Source organism: Chitinibacter bivalviorum (assembly GCF_013403565.1).
Classification (GTDB): domain Bacteria; phylum Pseudomonadota; class Gammaproteobacteria; order Burkholderiales; family Chitinibacteraceae; genus Chitinibacter; species Chitinibacter bivalviorum.
The window spans coordinates 3,282,880-3,297,478 of record NZ_CP058627.1; the positions used below are offsets into that span (position 1 = coordinate 3,282,880).

Annotated in this window: 18 protein-coding genes and 2 tRNA genes; 14 read left to right on the forward strand and 6 right to left on the reverse strand. The window is 51.3% G+C overall.

The genetic code is table 11. The features are described 5' to 3' along the window. Positions 1 to 52 precede the first annotated feature (52 nt). The gene (blaOXA, locus tag HQ393_RS15575) at positions 53 to 889 is read left to right on the forward strand and encodes a class D beta-lactamase (protein ID WP_179356360.1); all 837 of its coding nucleotides are present in this window, start codon (positions 53 to 55) and stop codon (positions 887 to 889) included. 4 nt (positions 890 to 893) lie between these two features. Here blaOXA and ycaO read toward each other — a convergent pair whose 3' ends face one another. Beyond that, on the reverse strand, positions 894 to 2,630 hold the full coding sequence (gene ycaO / locus HQ393_RS15580; RefSeq protein WP_179356363.1) for a 30S ribosomal protein S12 methylthiotransferase accessory factor YcaO: 1,737 nt from the start codon (positions 2,628 to 2,630) through the stop codon (positions 894 to 896). 353 nt (positions 2,631 to 2,983) lie between these two features. Here ycaO and HQ393_RS15585 point away from each other — a divergent pair, with 353 nt between their 5' ends. Both HQ393_RS15585 and HQ393_RS15590 read left to right on the forward strand, forming a co-directional pair. Then, a complete protein-coding gene (locus HQ393_RS15585; protein WP_179356366.1) occupies positions 2,984 to 3,715 on the forward strand; it encodes a substrate-binding periplasmic protein in 732 nt (243 codons plus the stop codon). 114 nt (positions 3,716 to 3,829) lie between these two features. Further along, entirely contained in the window at positions 3,830 to 4,045 is a 216-nt protein-coding gene (locus tag HQ393_RS15590) for a SlyX family protein (RefSeq protein WP_179356369.1), read from the forward strand. Positions 4,046 to 4,049: 4 nt separating this feature from the next. Here HQ393_RS15590 and HQ393_RS15595 read toward each other — a convergent pair whose 3' ends face one another. Next, the gene (locus HQ393_RS15595; RefSeq protein WP_179356372.1) at positions 4,050 to 4,772 is read right to left on the reverse strand and encodes a substrate-binding periplasmic protein; all 723 of its coding nucleotides are present in this window, start codon (positions 4,770 to 4,772) and stop codon (positions 4,050 to 4,052) included. Between the two features lie 172 nt (positions 4,773 to 4,944). Here HQ393_RS15595 and HQ393_RS15600 point away from each other — a divergent pair, with 172 nt between their 5' ends. The 3 genes from HQ393_RS15600 to HQ393_RS15610 all read left to right on the forward strand — a co-directional run bounded on the left by HQ393_RS15600 (position 4,945) and on the right by HQ393_RS15610 (position 7,483). Further along, entirely contained in the window at positions 4,945 to 5,388 is a 444-nt protein-coding gene (locus HQ393_RS15600) for a L,D-transpeptidase Cds6 family protein (RefSeq protein ID WP_179356375.1), read from the forward strand. Positions 5,389 to 5,413: 25 nt separating this feature from the next. Beyond that, positions 5,414 to 6,160: a CHAD domain-containing protein gene (locus HQ393_RS15605; protein WP_179356377.1), complete on the forward strand. Its 747-nt coding sequence runs from the start codon at positions 5,414 to 5,416 to the stop codon at positions 6,158 to 6,160. A gap of 90 nt (positions 6,161 to 6,250) precedes the next feature. After that, complete coding sequence (locus HQ393_RS15610) at positions 6,251 to 7,483, forward strand: TIGR03862 family flavoprotein (RefSeq protein WP_179356380.1); 1,233 nt, start codon at positions 6,251 to 6,253, stop codon at positions 7,481 to 7,483. Here HQ393_RS15610 and HQ393_RS15615 read toward each other — a convergent pair. Further along, complete coding sequence (locus HQ393_RS15615) at positions 7,406 to 8,371, reverse strand: DMT family transporter (protein ID WP_179356382.1); 966 nt, start codon at positions 8,369 to 8,371, stop codon at positions 7,406 to 7,408. The genes HQ393_RS15610 and HQ393_RS15615 overlap by 78 nt on opposite strands. A gap of 88 nt (positions 8,372 to 8,459) precedes the next feature. Here HQ393_RS15615 and HQ393_RS15620 point away from each other — a divergent pair, with 88 nt between their 5' ends. From HQ393_RS15620 to HQ393_RS15635, 4 genes are all read left to right on the forward strand, one after another. Next, positions 8,460 to 9,401, forward strand: coding sequence for a LysR family transcriptional regulator (locus tag HQ393_RS15620; protein ID WP_179356384.1), 942 nt, complete (start codon positions 8,460 to 8,462; stop codon positions 9,399 to 9,401). A 9-nt stretch (positions 9,402 to 9,410) separates the two neighbouring features. Further along, the gene (locus HQ393_RS15625) at positions 9,411 to 9,764 is read left to right on the forward strand and encodes a hypothetical protein (RefSeq protein WP_179356385.1); all 354 of its coding nucleotides are present in this window, start codon (positions 9,411 to 9,413) and stop codon (positions 9,762 to 9,764) included. Between the two features lie 88 nt (positions 9,765 to 9,852). Then, a tRNA-Met gene (locus HQ393_RS15630) sits at positions 9,853 to 9,928 on the forward strand. A gap of 108 nt (positions 9,929 to 10,036) precedes the next feature. Then, positions 10,037 to 10,112, forward strand: a tRNA-Met gene (locus HQ393_RS15635). 451 nt (positions 10,113 to 10,563) lie between these two features. Here the strand turns inward: HQ393_RS15635 and HQ393_RS18060 are convergent. After that, positions 10,564 to 10,794: a helix-turn-helix domain-containing protein gene (locus HQ393_RS18060; protein ID WP_179356387.1), complete on the reverse strand. Its 231-nt coding sequence runs from the start codon at positions 10,792 to 10,794 to the stop codon at positions 10,564 to 10,566. A 150-nt stretch (positions 10,795 to 10,944) separates the two neighbouring features. Here HQ393_RS18060 and HQ393_RS15645 point away from each other — a divergent pair, with 150 nt between their 5' ends. From HQ393_RS15645 to HQ393_RS15655, 4 genes are read left to right on the forward strand one after another with little or no spacing between them, the layout of a single operon-like run. After that, on the forward strand, positions 10,945 to 11,160 hold the full coding sequence (locus tag HQ393_RS15645) for a hypothetical protein (protein ID WP_179356389.1): 216 nt from the start codon (positions 10,945 to 10,947) through the stop codon (positions 11,158 to 11,160). Positions 11,161 to 11,172: 12 nt separating this feature from the next. Then, positions 11,173 to 12,426, forward strand: coding sequence for an Arm DNA-binding domain-containing protein (locus HQ393_RS15650; protein WP_179356391.1), 1,254 nt, complete (start codon positions 11,173 to 11,175; stop codon positions 12,424 to 12,426). After that, entirely contained in the window at positions 12,423 to 12,554 is a 132-nt protein-coding gene (locus tag HQ393_RS17970) for a hypothetical protein (RefSeq protein ID WP_275412341.1), read from the forward strand. The genes HQ393_RS15650 and HQ393_RS17970 overlap by 4 nt, the downstream gene beginning before the upstream one ends. Before the next feature lie 4 nt (positions 12,555 to 12,558). Then, positions 12,559 to 13,551, forward strand: coding sequence for a TraI domain-containing protein (locus HQ393_RS15655; RefSeq protein WP_179356398.1), 993 nt, complete (start codon positions 12,559 to 12,561; stop codon positions 13,549 to 13,551). 144 nt (positions 13,552 to 13,695) lie between these two features. Here HQ393_RS15655 and HQ393_RS15660 read toward each other — a convergent pair whose 3' ends face one another. Together HQ393_RS15660 and HQ393_RS15665 are read right to left on the reverse strand one after the other, a co-directional pair. Then, on the reverse strand, positions 13,696 to 14,001 hold the full coding sequence (locus HQ393_RS15660; protein WP_179356400.1) for a hypothetical protein: 306 nt from the start codon (positions 13,999 to 14,001) through the stop codon (positions 13,696 to 13,698). Positions 14,002 to 14,253: 252 nt separating this feature from the next. Continuing rightward, complete coding sequence (locus HQ393_RS15665) at positions 14,254 to 14,598, reverse strand: hypothetical protein (RefSeq protein ID WP_179356401.1); 345 nt, start codon at positions 14,596 to 14,598, stop codon at positions 14,254 to 14,256. Position 14,599 lies beyond the last annotated feature (1 nt).

Below are 14,599 nucleotides of genomic sequence, written 5' to 3' on the forward strand. Positions count from 1 at the left end.
GGGCGGGGTTTCTACCATCGTTGGGATTCAAGCATCAAATGGTGAGGGGATCGTGAAAGTTTTAATTTGGATTGTGGCGGTATGCCTTTTAAGTGTTGCGCAAGCCGCACCAACCCCGCCTGCGATCCCTGCCAGCAGCGAGCAGCAGCGTATTCCCTTTTTAAATCACCCCAAAATCGCGCAACTATTTCAGGCTGAAAAAGTGCGCGGTACTTTTGTGCTGTATGACCTTAGCCAGCAACGCTGGGTTGGCTATGATCAGCAACGCGCCCAAACCCGCTATAGCCCGGCTTCGACGTTCAAAATCACCAATAGCTTGATTGGCTTGGCCACTGGCGCGGTCAGCAGCGTGGACGACGTGTTTTTCCATTACCAAGGGCAGGAAGTGTATTTGCCAAGCTGGGCGCAGGATATGAGTTTGCGTGAAGCGATCAAGGTGTCCAATGTGTTGGCATATCAGGATTTGGCGCGCAAGATCGGCGCGCGGCAGATGCAAAGCCAGTTGACGAAGTTGCAATATGGCAATGCCCAGATCGGTACTGAAGTCGATCAATTTTGGCTCAATGGCGATCTAAAAATCAGTGCTCAGGAGCAAACCTTATTTCTGGCGCGTTTAGCGCAAGGGCAATTGTCGTACTCCGCGCAACAACAAGCTGCGGTGCGCGATATTGCACTGCTTGAGCAAGGGCAGGGCTGGAAAATGTATGGCAAAACCGGCTGGACTGGTCGAGCACAGCCCAGTACGGGCTGGTTTGTCGGCTGGGTTGAGCAAGCGGGAAAAACCTATAGTTTTGCGCTCAATATGGATATGAGCGAAGGCGTGCCGCTGAGCAAACGGATCGATCTGGCCAAGCAAAGCCTGCGTAGCTTGGCTTTGCTTGGGCCTTGATGGGCTAGTTTGGCGTTGGGTTAACGCCTAATTTGTCGTAGGCGGCGAGCAATTGGCGATGGAGCTGGCTACCGCTAAAGTCCGCCCCCAGTTCATTGAGGCCAAAAAAGCGCACTTGTCCGGCCAGTAAGGCCTGCGCCAACTGCAGGGTTTCTGCACCATACAGTGCCGCCATGGGCGCTAGATAGTGATTGGCATTGTCGGCCCTGAGCAGGCTTTCAATGCAGCGATACACGCGCGCGCGCGCCACGGGTAATTGGCCGAAATGGTAAATCCAATCGCAGCCTTCCAAAACGGCCTCAGTATCGCCAATGGCCAAACCCAGTAGGGTTTTGAGTTCACCCACGCGTAGTGTTTTCCACGCTGAATCTGGGTCGGCAGCCAAACCGATGATTTCCCAAATCGCTCTATCTTCGGTCAGCCCCATTGTGAGCAGGCGGCTAAGTAGTGCGCTGCATTCGGCAGGCGTGAGCTGATTGAGTCGAGAAATCGCGGGGCGCAGGGCGTTACCCAGGCTGTTGTTTTCCCATTCCAGATCATCGACCTGATACACCTCAGACATGCCTGGGACGATAATTCGGCAGGTATAGACGCCAACATCAGTAAAATCGGCGATGTAGATCTGATACCCCTCGTTATGGATGCAATCAACCAGCCATTGGTAATCCGCCGCAATGCTATTGCTAAAGTGCCAATCGACAAATTCAAAGTCGGGCTGATTGCTTAAAAAAGCCCAGCCGACCGTGCCGCTGGAATCGATAAAATGCTGCTCCAGATTGGGGTAGTCGGCGACTTCCGCCTGATTAAAGCTCGGCTCTGGGAAATTACCCAAGCCATCGAGGCCACGTCCTTGTAGTAGCTCGGTAAGGGCGCGTTCAAGCGCGATTTCAAAGCGCGGATGAGCGCCAAAGCTACTAAAGCAACCCTGATCTTCGGGGTGCAGTAGCGTCACATTCAATACCGGATACACGCCGCCCAAGGACGCATCTTTGACCAAAATGCCAAAACCCGCCGTGCGCAAACTCGCAATACCCGCTGCGATCGCTGGGTAACGCTCAATCACATCCGCAGGGATGTCAGGCAGGCAAAGCCCTTCGGCAATGACGCGAAACTTGATGTGCCTCTCGATAATTTCGGCCAGCGCCTGTGTGCGGGCTTCTTCACGCGTATTACCTGCGGCCATACCATTACTCACATACAGATTGCCGATGATATTGACCGGAAACCACGTGATCTCTTCATCGCTGAGGCGGATAAACGGCAAAGTGCAAATGCCTCGTTGTAGATTGCCAGAATTAATATCGACCAAACTGGGGTAGGTCAGCGCATTATCTGGGTCATAAAAGGCCAGCAGTTCGCCATTGAGAATGCCTCTGGGCAAACGACCATCGGCGGTGGGGGCAAACCAGCGCTCTTGTGGGAAATGAACAAAGGGCAAATTAGCGCGCGTCAGCCCCAGATGAAAATTAGACCAAAAATAATGCCAGCTTAAACGCTCGATAAATTCGCCTAGTGCGCTGGCACGCGCGGCCAGCTCGGAGGCTCCCTTGCCATTGGTATAGAGCAAGGGGCATTCTTGATCGTGCAAATGCACGGACCAAACATGATCAATCGGGTTGAGCCATGAGGCTTCGACGACCTTAAAACCCAGCTCGGCGAGCTGAGTCTGCATTTTTACGATCGAAAATTCGAGTGGGGCATCTTTGCCAATAATCAGGCTGGCGGGCATTTCGCTGCGCATAATGGGCACGACCTAGTGGATTTTGCTGTGATGCAGCATCATCCTTGAATCACTTGTCGGTTGTATTTGCCTACGTCAATGTTTGCAAAAACAGCGCAATGAAATGGCATGGGTTTGATTTGAAACAGAAAATATTTTGCTGCATTGCAATGTCTGTTGCTGCGGAATGCGCCAATCGATCGTGGCGGGCATTGGCCATTTAGCTCAAGTACCTCGATTTCAAACTTCGATTGGCCTTGCCAACGGGCCTCGCCGCTCTGCTTTGCGGCATGAACTCACCATTAGTCCATTTCTCGCTCGCGGCCAGCAAGATGGCGACCTAAGCTGGGTCATGGAGCGTAAATGGAGCGGCTATGCGCATCCTGATGCTGTTGATTGCTTGCCTGAGTGCAGCGTTGAGCGAGGCCGCGCCGGTGGAAATCACGCTATTTGCTTCGGACAATTATCGCCCGATTAGCTGGCGCGAAGAGCAGGGGCAGGCCAAAGGTTTGGCCGTTGAGGCGGTTGAATTTGTCCAAAAGGATACGGGCATCCAGCTCAAACTTGAACTGATGCCGTGGAATAGAGCGTACAAACTCGCCGAGCAAGGGCAGGGCGGTGTGATCGGCTTGTCCTACACACCAGAGCGCGCGGGAATATTTGATTACTCAAAGGCGATTTATGATAGTGGTACCAATTTGGTGCAGCTGAAAAAAAGCTCATTTGCGGTGAAGTCTCTCGCTGAGTTATCGGGCAAGAAAATTGGCGCTTTGATCGGCGTGAGTTACGGAATCGAGATTGATCAAGCGGCCAAAAATGGGGTCTTTGAAATGGTAAGAGACACCTCGCATACGGCAAGGCTGAAAAACCTATTAGCAGGACGGATTGATGCGGCGCTACTGGCCAATGCCGTAACTGATCTTCCGCCTCTGCTGGTGGCCGACCCAGAGCTAAAAGTGCACGCTGACGAGTTTGTCGTGCTGCCCAAGCCTTTAGCGGCCGATCCGATTCATGTGGCCTTTCGCAAGGGCAGTGTCGATAGCTCCACACGAAGCAAACTCTACCAATCATTTGAAAAATGGGCGCGGCAACGCTCCGCTCATTAATGAACTTGGCCGCTCTGTGCGTGCGGTGCTAAATCGGCCGCTCGCAAAAGATCGAAATGCGCGATAATCCCGCCATTGGCAAGTGTGCTTGCTGCCCTTTTTGTGGAGTTGCGTATGAGTGAGCCAATCAGCGAGCAAAGATTAACCGAGTTGGAAATTCGTCTGGCCTTGCAGGATGATTTATTGGACGAACTCAATCAAATCATCTCGCGTCAGCAATTACAAATTGATCAGCTGGGTGCGGCATTGCACGCATTGCAGCAAAATCAGGCTACGCCCGATCAGCAGACCCCGCGCAGTTTGTTTGATGAGATTCCGCCGCATTACTAATCCGCTATTTATCGTTTGGGAGATAGCGCTCTTTGATGCGGCGATAGGTGCCATTGGCTTTGATTTGCGCAAGCCCCTGATTAAATTGATCGCGCAACTTGGCGTCATTAAATAGCACTTTGTACTCGGTAGGCGGAAAGATAGCGTGAAAAGAGAGTGGTTGTTTGGTATCAAATTTATCGGCAATTTGCGGATTGAGATATTCAAAAATAAGCCGATCGGCAATTACGACATCAGTGCGTTGGCTATAGAGCAATTTATTTTGTGTTAATTGATCTGGATATTCTTGGTAAGTGGCTAGATTGATCGCCAGCGCATATTGCGGCCCCAGTGAGATCCGTGCATTTTGAAACGCCGAAACGGTGTGTCCCGCCAAGTCTTCGACGTGCTGGATGTTAAATTGCCGGCTTTTTAAGGTGATGGCGTAGTTTTGATAACTAATGTGTGACTCAGACCAATAGCCCGTCGCGCCCGAGTTTTCATTGACCGTTGTGACGGCATCGAGTGCTTTGATTTTGGCTGAATAAAGTGCTCTTGCGGGGGGCAGAAAAGAAAACTTGACGTCGATGCCGCGCGCTTGAAATGCGGCGCGAACAATATCGAGCTCATAGCCGCTGGCTGTTTCGGGGATGACATAAGGTGGCAGTACATAGCCCGTACCAATCGTGACGACTTTTTGTGCCCAACACGGCATGGCAAGGAGCAGGGCTAGCAGGAATCGAATCATTGGTCTCTCCGTCTCTGCTGTTAATTAAAGTTGATGCCGCAGCGAAAACCAAAGTTTTTGCTGCAACTGCCATAAGAGTTTGACCATTGACCTGTCTAAAGTGTTGGTCGAGATATTGTTTTATATCGTTTTACGCTAGCAAGAAGAAAAGCCTTGTTAGCGAGGTGGTGTGATGAAGTTATTGATATGTTTGTTTTTGCTGGCGATGCCAGCGGTGGCTAGTGCGGCAGAAACCGCAGCAATTGAATCAGCTCCGGTTCTGTCTCAAACTGAAAAATCGATTTTTCAATTCTTGGATGACTGGGCTTTAGCTTGGCATAACCAGGCTTTAAATGCCTATCTCGGGTTTTATGCCAAAGATTTCACGCCAGAAAATGGGTTGTCTTTGGCGCAATGGCGCGCCCAGCGTCAGCAACGTTTGCTGGCGGCGAACTTTGTGCAGATTCAAATGATTGCACCCCAAATCACGCGGCTACATGGTGAAAATGCGACGGTGCAATTTGTGCAGAAATATCGCTCAAATCAGCTACAGGATCAGACGCTGAAAACCTTGCAGCTAATTCGTGAGCAAGGACGGTGGAAAATCCTGCGCGAATCAACTGCACCGATTTCATAATCGCAGATCTTGCTTGGGGGCAATCATGGGGCCGAAGAAGCAATTGCGCGGGCAGATCGAGCAGCTGTTGGTAGCGTTGACGCAATTGCGTACTCGTTTATTGGCGGGCGCCACCCGTGATCCAGAAACTTTGCATGATTTTCGCGTGGCATTGCGCGGCCTGCGTACCCTATTACCGCTGCTGCTGAGCAAGTCTGATCTGCTCAATGCCGCCATTAAGGCGGGCTGGCGTGAGTTGGCGCAGCTCAGTGGCCCGGCTCGCGATGCGGAAGTGATGTTGGCGGCGCTGCCGTCGCAGCATCCGGCCGCGAGGCGGCTTCGGGCACAAAAACGCATGGCTTATCAGCAATTGATCCGGCGCTTGCAGCAAGTTCATTGGCCGGTTTTGCACGCCGCCACTGTCGTACAGCTCGAACGACAATTGCGCTCGCGCGCCGTTTTGCACGCCAGAATCAAACGCAGGACCCAGCGTTTGACGCATCAGGTGCGCCAGTTGATGGTCGCGCCTGCGACGCCACAGCAATGGCATCAATTGCGCATCGCGATTAAGCGGCTACGCTATTTGATCGAATATACGCAGCACTGGCAGCCGCGTGCGTTGCTGGCCATATTTTTGCCGCTCAAGCAAGCACAAAGTGTCTTGGGTGAGATGCATGATCTTGATGTGCGGTGCGCAGCGGGGCTGGTATTGCCCGATGATGAAATGCTGCGGCTCACCTTACAACAGCAGGCGTTGCAGGCCCTGGCGCAGCTTGCGTTGCCGCGCGAGTAATGTTGTCGCACCGCGTTTGCGCCAATGCCGCTCGTGTAATCAGTTAAAATGCCGACGCTTAGCCTTAGTTAATTAGAAATCGGAATCCACATGTCAAAACAAACTCAATCGATCTGCATCGTGGGTGGCGGGCCCGCAGGGCTGATGGCTGCTGAAGTGCTGGCCCAAGCGGGGCTGCAGGTTGAGGTTTTTGACGCGATGCCATCGGTGGGGCGCAAATTTTTACTCGCGGGGGTTGGCGGGATGAATATCACGCATTCAGAGCCGCCCGAGCCTTTTTTGAGTCGCTATGGTGCGGCCGCCGCGCAGCTTAAACCCATGCTCGATGAATTCGGAGGCGATGCCTTACGCGACTGGGTACATGGCTTGGGGATACAAACTTTTGTCGGTTCATCAGGGCGGGTGTTTCCCACCGAAATGAAGGCAGCGCCCTTGCTGCGTGCTTGGCTGGTACGACTGAAAGCGGCTGGGGTTAAATTTCATCCGCGCCATCGTTGGCTGGGTTGGAACGCCGCAGGCGAGCTGCAATTTGCCACGCCTGATGGCGAAATAACGCGCCAGTTTGATGCGACCTTGCTTGCCTTGGGTGGCGCCAGCTGGGCGAAGCTGGGCTCAGACGGCAAGTGGCTACCCGTGCTGGCGGCCAAAGGCGTGAACATTGCTCCCTTGCAAGCCGCCAATTGTGGTTTTGATGTGAATTGGTCGCCCTTTCTGGCTAAAAAATTCGCCGGTACGCCGCTCAAAGCCGTGGCGGCGAGTGCCTCGATGGATGAGCGCAAGAAAGTGGGCGAGTTTGTGATAACTGAAGGCGGTGTGGAAGGTAGCTTGGTGTATGCCATTTCCAGTGCGCTGCGCGAGCAAATTAATCTGCACGGCTCGACGACGCTTTGGCTGGATTTACTGCCGCAAAAACCTGCCGCTGAAGTGCATAGCGCCTTGATGCAGCCGCGCGGTGCGGATTCAATGGCAAATCATTTGCGACGCAAGCTCAAAATCGAAGGCATTAAAGCTGCGCTTTTGCACGAAATACTGTCAAAAGAGCAATTTATGCAGCCCGATGTGCTGGCTGCTGCCATTAAATCCTTGCCGATTAAATTGCTGGCACCACGCCCGATTGACGAGGCGATCAGCACTGCGGGCGGCGTTAAATGGGATGCTGTTGATCAGGCCTTGATGCTGAAAGCCGCGCCGGGGGTGTTTGTTGCCGGCGAAATGCTCGATTGGGAAGCGCCCACGGGCGGCTATCTACTGACGGCTTGCTTCGCGACGGGCCGCCACGCCGCGCACGGCATATTGGCGCATTTGCAGCACACTGCCGCATAGGCCTTCCCAGACCCCCGTTAGACCCAACACTGCCACAAGCATCAGGCCTGCGCCAATGAGGGCGGACGAACTCATTTGTTCGCCTAGTATCCCTACGCCATACAGTGCGCCAAATAGTGGCTCTAGCCCCAACAGTATTGCAACACGAGTCGGGGCGAGTCGGCTGGCCGCCCAGTTTTGCGCAAAAAATGCAAAAAGGGTGCAGAACATAATCAGGTAAATCAGCTTGACCCAAAAATCAGGAGCATTAGGTAATTGCAATTGATGGATAGGTATAGCCACCAAAGCGATTGCTAGCATGCTCATGCCGACAATACCCGTCTGTATGGTGCTTAGCCCCAAGGCTGGCGCAGGGTGGGCTAGGGTGAGCTTTCGGGTCAGCGTGACGACCACGGCACGTAAAATGGCAGCGCCAAAAATCAGGACATCGCCTCGATTAAGCTGTGCTTTTTGTGCAGCAAAACCACTAAGCAAAGCTGCACCGAGCAGGGCCAAGGCGAGCCAATACCAAGTTCGCGGCTCAGGCTTTTGCCCGAGCAGCAGCCATTGCGCCAGCGGTGTCAGCGGCAGACACAAACTAATCAAAAAAGCCGCATTGCTCGCGCTGGTTTGCGTTACGCCATAGGTCTCGCAAACGAAAATTGCGGCAATCAGCAGGCCAAGTGGTGTACCGGTACGGATTGAGTTTGCTTGTTCTGGGCGTGAATAGCGCAAAAAACGTGGCAAAAGCAGGGCAAAAGTGATTAAAAATCGCAATGCTAAAAATCCAAGCACCGGATAAAACAGCAATGCGCTTTTGCTGACGCCATAGCTGCTCCCCCACACCATCGCTACCGCCAACAGCATCAGTTGGGCCAGCCATAGATCTCCCTTTGTTAAGTTTTTCATTATGTCGATGTATTTGACCTAAAACTGGGATTATCAATTGTTGTGCTTTGCGTGATAATCCGTAGATTATGCAAAACACTCATGCGCTATGAGCACAAATCAATTGATTGCTTTATTGCCCGATATGGCTGTATTTGTTCGGGTCGTGGAATGCGGTAGTTTTTCGGCGGCAGCCAAAGAGCTGGGGCTGAGTGCCTCGGCGGTGAGTCGGCAAATTGCCCGATTGGAGCGCGCGCTGTCTGTACGGCTACTGGAGCGCAGTACCCGCAGTTTGCGCCTTAGCGATGCCGGACAAGCTGCCTTGACTCGCTGTCAGAGCATGTTGGCGGCGGCGCAAGAAGCGATGCAGGTCTCCGAGCAATATATTGCCAGCCCGCAAGGCCGAGTCAGGTTGGCCGTGCCGCGCGGTTTTGCGCGAGCGGTGTTGCAGAGCCTGATCACGCCTTTTTTGCAGCAAAATACCGGCATCGAGCTGCAACTGGTCGTGACAGATCGGCTGATTGATCCGCTCGAAGATGAAATCGACCTCGTGATCCGCATTGGCGATCAACCGCCACCAGGTTTAATTGGTTTGCCATTAATGCAAATCGAGCAAGTATTAGCCGCCAGCCCCGCGTATCTGGCGCAGCACGGCGTGCCGCAGTCACCGCAAGACTTGCTCGAGCATGCGTGTATTTGTCTCGGTGAATCACCGATAGATCATCGCTGGCGCTTGAGCCGCGGCAAAGAGGAGGCGACGGTCTCTATCGCAGGGCCGCTGCGCGTTAATCATAGCGAGATGCGTTTGCAGGCCTCACTCGATGGCATTGGCATCGCCAGCCTGCCCGACTTTACCGCCCGCAGTGCGCTCGCCGCAGGGCGATTGCAAAGGGTTTTGTCGGATTGGCGTTTGGGGACTTCATACGCAGGCACCGCCTATTTGCTGTATCCTGCGCACCGCTATTTGCCACCCAAACTTCGTTGCGTCATTGATGCATTGGTCGCACACTGTCGGGGCCAACAGCTTCATGATCAATACGCCTGTGAATAGGATTTTGCTGTGCCACTCGCCACCCAATTACGCCAAGACATTGCCGACACTGAGGCACTAATCCGATCGCTAGACCCGCGAACGAGCCAGTTTATTGTGATGCAAGGCGACAAAGCATTTCAATTTGAAATGGTCAATCGCAAGCCGCAAAGTGCCAAAGTGGTGGCGCTCGCTTTGGCCACGCGCTTTACCGACGTCGACGCACAGATGGTCGCAAGGGCGCTGCTCCAACCCGCAGGTGAACCCGCCCGTGCAGTGCCATTGTTGGCTGCTTTAAAGATGCAATTGACCAAGCAGCAAGCAACGCTGAATCGCCTGGAGCAGGCAATTAGCGTGATCCAATGGATGCCACGCAAAGAGTAAATTGCAGCGCTCGTCGGCAATGTTAGGGCGCTAAATCGAAATAAACATTGACAATTGTCTGCTCTCCCTATATAGTTCGCCCCTCTGTCGCGGGATGGAGCAGTTGGCAGCTCGTCGGGCTCATAACCCGAAGGTCACAGGTTCGAGTCCTGTTCCCGCAACCAAATACTTAAGCCAAAAACTCTTCGAAAACTGGGTGTTACTTCTGTGACAATCTGTGCCCAAATCGAAGATTTTTTGCTCAGTCCGATAGGGCTGAAAGCCAGTACAGACGCGGGATGGAGCAGTTGGCAGCTCGTCGGGCTCATAACCCGAAGGTCACAGGTTCGAGTCCTGTTCCCGCAACCAAAAATAAAAAAACCTAGGTCTCAAGCCTAGGTTTTTTTTCGTCTCGGATTTTTGCAATTTGGGCACAGAACCCGTCTGTGCCCATTTTTGTGCCCATCCTGTGCCCAACTGATTTTTCACTGGCAGTAAAAAACACCCGTTTTGACCTTCGCCGATTTTTAAGAAAATGTGCCCAATTTTTATGGCCTTGACCTTCGGGCATTGTGCCCAAATTGCACGACTTTCAACATGACCTTCGCTTTTTTTCGGGGGCTTGTGCCCATGGTGGATTTTTTGGGCACAGGATGGGCACAGAAATCTATCTCGTCTTTTGAGCTTAATTGATCCAAATTGCTGTTATTGCTGATCGCAAAAGCGAGGAAAAACAAGGCCTCGCAGTGAACGTCTGATTTTTCAACTGCGAGGTCTGATCGATTTGGCGGTCATTGAAATTTCACTACTGCGATTGCCACTATTCTGTTTTTTCTCTGTTGGGCACTGCTTCGGGAACGTGCTCAAGCAGGTCTGAAATCGAACAAGAAAAGTATGTGCAGAGTGCATCAATCACTTCAAGCTCAATTCTTTCCGCAGTCTCATGATAAAGGCGCGTAAGCGTCCCTCGATTTATTCCAGTATCACGGGCTAGGTCACTTATTTTTATCCTGCGTTCACCCATGATCTTTGATAGATGGCACTTAACCACTTCGACTCCTTGAGATCAAAAAGATCTCCTGTAGATCAAAAAGACTTGTAAAAGATCTTATTTGGCGTATATTGATCTTCAGGAGATCAATATTGCTATTTGGTAGGTAAATTAATCTCCTGATCATACGATTATTCTAGGAGTTATGCCATGAGTACTACTTACCTCACTACCGAAGAACTTGCCGCACGTATTCATTACGATGCGCGCACTATCCGCAATCAATTGGTTGATAACTGCCTTATTGAGGGCCGTCACTACATCAAACCATTCGGTCGTCGCAAATTCCTGTTCATTTGGGAGGCCATTGAAAATGACATGCTGACCAAACAAGAAGACACCATTGCAATGCCTCTGGCAAATTGAGGGGTGCTAAAAATGGGAGCCATTCGAGCAAGGAAAGAAACGGGGCTTTTATTTATTGATTTTCGCTGGGAGGGGAAGCGCTGCAGGGAGCAAACGAATCTGCGTGACAATGCAACAAACCGCAGAAAGCTAGAAAAAATGCTGCAGCAAATTGAATCTGAGATTAAGTTGGGCCGCTTTGACTATGCCCGCTTTTTTCCAGAGTCAAAAAGTGCTGAGAATTCTGTTTTTAACACATCACCAATTAAATCGATTGGAACTGCGCTAAACACGACCACAGAGGATGGTGCGGAGCAAAAAGGTCCACTCTTTAGCGTCTTTATTGAGGAGTGGTTAGTTGAAAGCCAAATCACCTGGCGACGATCACATCAAGTGAATATTCGCGGCATGATTGATAAGTACTATTTGCCAGCATTTGGAACAGTTGGGGTCGGCAACATCACTCGCGCTGATTTGCTCAAATTCCGGTCGTCTCTCGCCAAAGTTTCGGGCCGGAATGGGAACATTACTTTATCTGCTAACCGTATCAACAAGATCATGGATCCGTTACGTCGGATTTTTGAGGAAGCCGCCGACCGTTATGACTTTACCACGCCTTTTGTGCGGATCAAACCGCTCAAGGTGCCACGCTCTGATGTTCAGCCTTTTACGCTGGCTGAGGTGCGGCTGATTATTGATTCGGTACGACCTGATTTTAAGAACTACTACACGGTGCGTTTTTTTAGCGGAATGCGTACGGGTGAGATCGATGGCTTGAAGTGGAAATACGTCGATTTCGAACGACGCGTGATTATGGTGCGCGAAACGATTGTGGCTGGTGAGGAGGATTACACCAAAACCGATTCGTCGCAACGTGATATCGCAATGTGCGGTCCGGTTTTTGACGCGTTAGAAAATCAATATCGCGCCACAGGGGCCATGTCGGAATACGTGTTCTGCAATTTGCAGGGCTTGCCCGTTGATCACAACAATATCACCAAGCGAGTTTGGTATCCCTTACTTTCCCACCTTGGGCTAGAGAAACGCCGTCCCTATCAATCGCGGCATACCGCCGCAACGCTGTGGCTGGCTGCCGGTGAAGCACCAGAATGGATCGCACGTCAGATGGGGCATGCCAATACCGAAATGCTGTTCAAGGTGTATTCGCGCTATGTGCCGAATCTGACCCGTCGTGATGGATCGGCATTTGAGCGTTTGCTGCTGCAAGGGCAATCCAGTTTACCCAGCCAAGTTATCGAGGCAATCAAGCAGGAGGTGCAAGCATGAGCGAGCACATCTATTTTGCCGAATCAGGCTTGCCCAAATTACGCCCTGATTATGCCGCAGCGCACACCATCAGTGTCGTACAGCGCTTGGTATTGCCATCAAATCACCCGACAGCAGTAAAGGAGTAAAGTCATGACCCATACTTCAATCCTTGAACAAGCCGAATTAGGCAAACTGTATGGCCTGCATCGAATCAAAGGCTATTACCGACTCACAGGTATATTGGCTCATTTAGATAACTACGGCCAGCCGTGGTGGCAAATCAGGCTTTCTGATTGTACTGGCACCTTGGTCGTTGAATATCGTCCCAGCGAATTAAGCTCGTCCAGTGCCAATGATTCACCAGCAGCCTTGCCGTGGGGAATTCGTCATGGCGGCCTAGTGCAGCTTGAGGCCAAAGTAGGGCAGCAGGATGCCGGTTACTTTACGGGGCGAGTAGTGTGGCTTCAGCCAGTGCTTGAAGTTCGCGTTCAGCCTATTTTGGCGAGATTACCGATTCTCTCTACTTTGCCACGCAGCCATTGTCCTCGCACTGAATTACTCGATCGATTAGTTCATCAAGTGCGAACACTCAAAAGTGATTGCTTAAAACGTTTTGTCAGTATGGTCTTGGAGCAATCGCATGTCGCAGTCGGCTTTCTCTCTGTGCCAGCCAGCTATCGGCATCATCATGCCTATGCTGGGGGATTATTGGCTCATTCGCTTGAAATGATGGCAACCCTGGCTGTCTTGCCAGCGTTGAATGATCAAGAGCGTGAAGTCGCCATGGTAGCTGGGCTATTGCATGATCTGGGTAAGGCTTGGACATTAAGTGCCGAAGGTGAGCTCACCGAACTGGGTTACCTCGTCGCACATGAACACCTCACGCTGGAATTATGTGGACCCGCACTAGTTTGGCTTGATCAACATGCGCCTGAACTGGCTTTGGTTCTGCGGCATATCTGGTGCAATTTAACGCCTAGTACCCGATTTAATGCTCAGCCTGTTCTGCCCTTGGTGCATGCAGTGCAAATGGCCGATCAATTGAGCGCCGATCAAGACCACAAACGATACTGGCCAAAGCGCTTCAAATTGACGACGGTAGCCAACGCCGATGTTGAAGTATTCGGTACATTACACGGCTAAAGAAAAGATCTGAGATCGAACACCATCAACGGCGCACAATAGTGCGCCGTATCAATTTAGTGGGAATATCGATAATAATTTCCATCGTAATCGAGTGACCGCAAACCTGTGTTTAGTAGACTTGATTCAAGTATGCGCTGAAGTTCAGGTTATCGGCCAAAGCGGACAGTTTGCCTCTTTGTCGACGACCAAAATCAGTGGGCCACTACAGAGATTATCCACGGCATCAAAACCATAGCGGGTGTCGACCAGCAGCTTGGTGGCGATGACGGCATTGTTGTACGCAATCAGATCCTGATCGTATTTGGCTTTGGCCTGGTTATAGCTGGCGACGGATTGCTGGTATTGCTGCTGCGCCTGATTGTAGGTGGCCAGATTGGATTGGTAGCTTTGCCCATTACCCAGCTTGGAGGCGTGCGCCAGCCATTTGCAATTAATGGGTATGCCCATGAAAGCCTTTTTATTAAAGGGCTGTGAGGGTATACCCTGAAATAAAATCTGAGATTTTTAAAGAACGATGCTCAGCGCCGAGCTTCACAGGCTCAGCGCTAGGCTACAAACAGACGGGGCTTTATGCGGCAATGAACAGGGCGATTACGCTGCGCTAATCGCCCCTACCGTGCTCAACTTACCGCATTGTGGGGGCGGAAATCGCAAGGGGGCTGCGAGCAGTTCACATGCGCAAATCAAGATTTTCACATCCTACTTGGCTAGTTGAATTATAAAATCAAACAAATCGCCTTCAAATTCAAGATCCCCTGAGTCTATGTGCATGTGTGTGGTGTCGGATATTTTCCCTGAAAAAACATTATAAATTGAAGAGGCCAAAATCTCTATTGCATTGGCTGACAAATAAATATTGTTGCTCCAATTGTCATTGTCAAGCCTGGACGTCTTTGCTGGGTGTAAATTAATCCTGCAGTTAACCCCGGTTATTTCTATTGCAATTTTTAATTGCAGTCTTTTTGCAAAATCAAGCAATTCATCTTTTGTGCCGAATATGATAAAGCTCAAGAATTCATCTTGGTTGTCAATGTGTACCTGCATT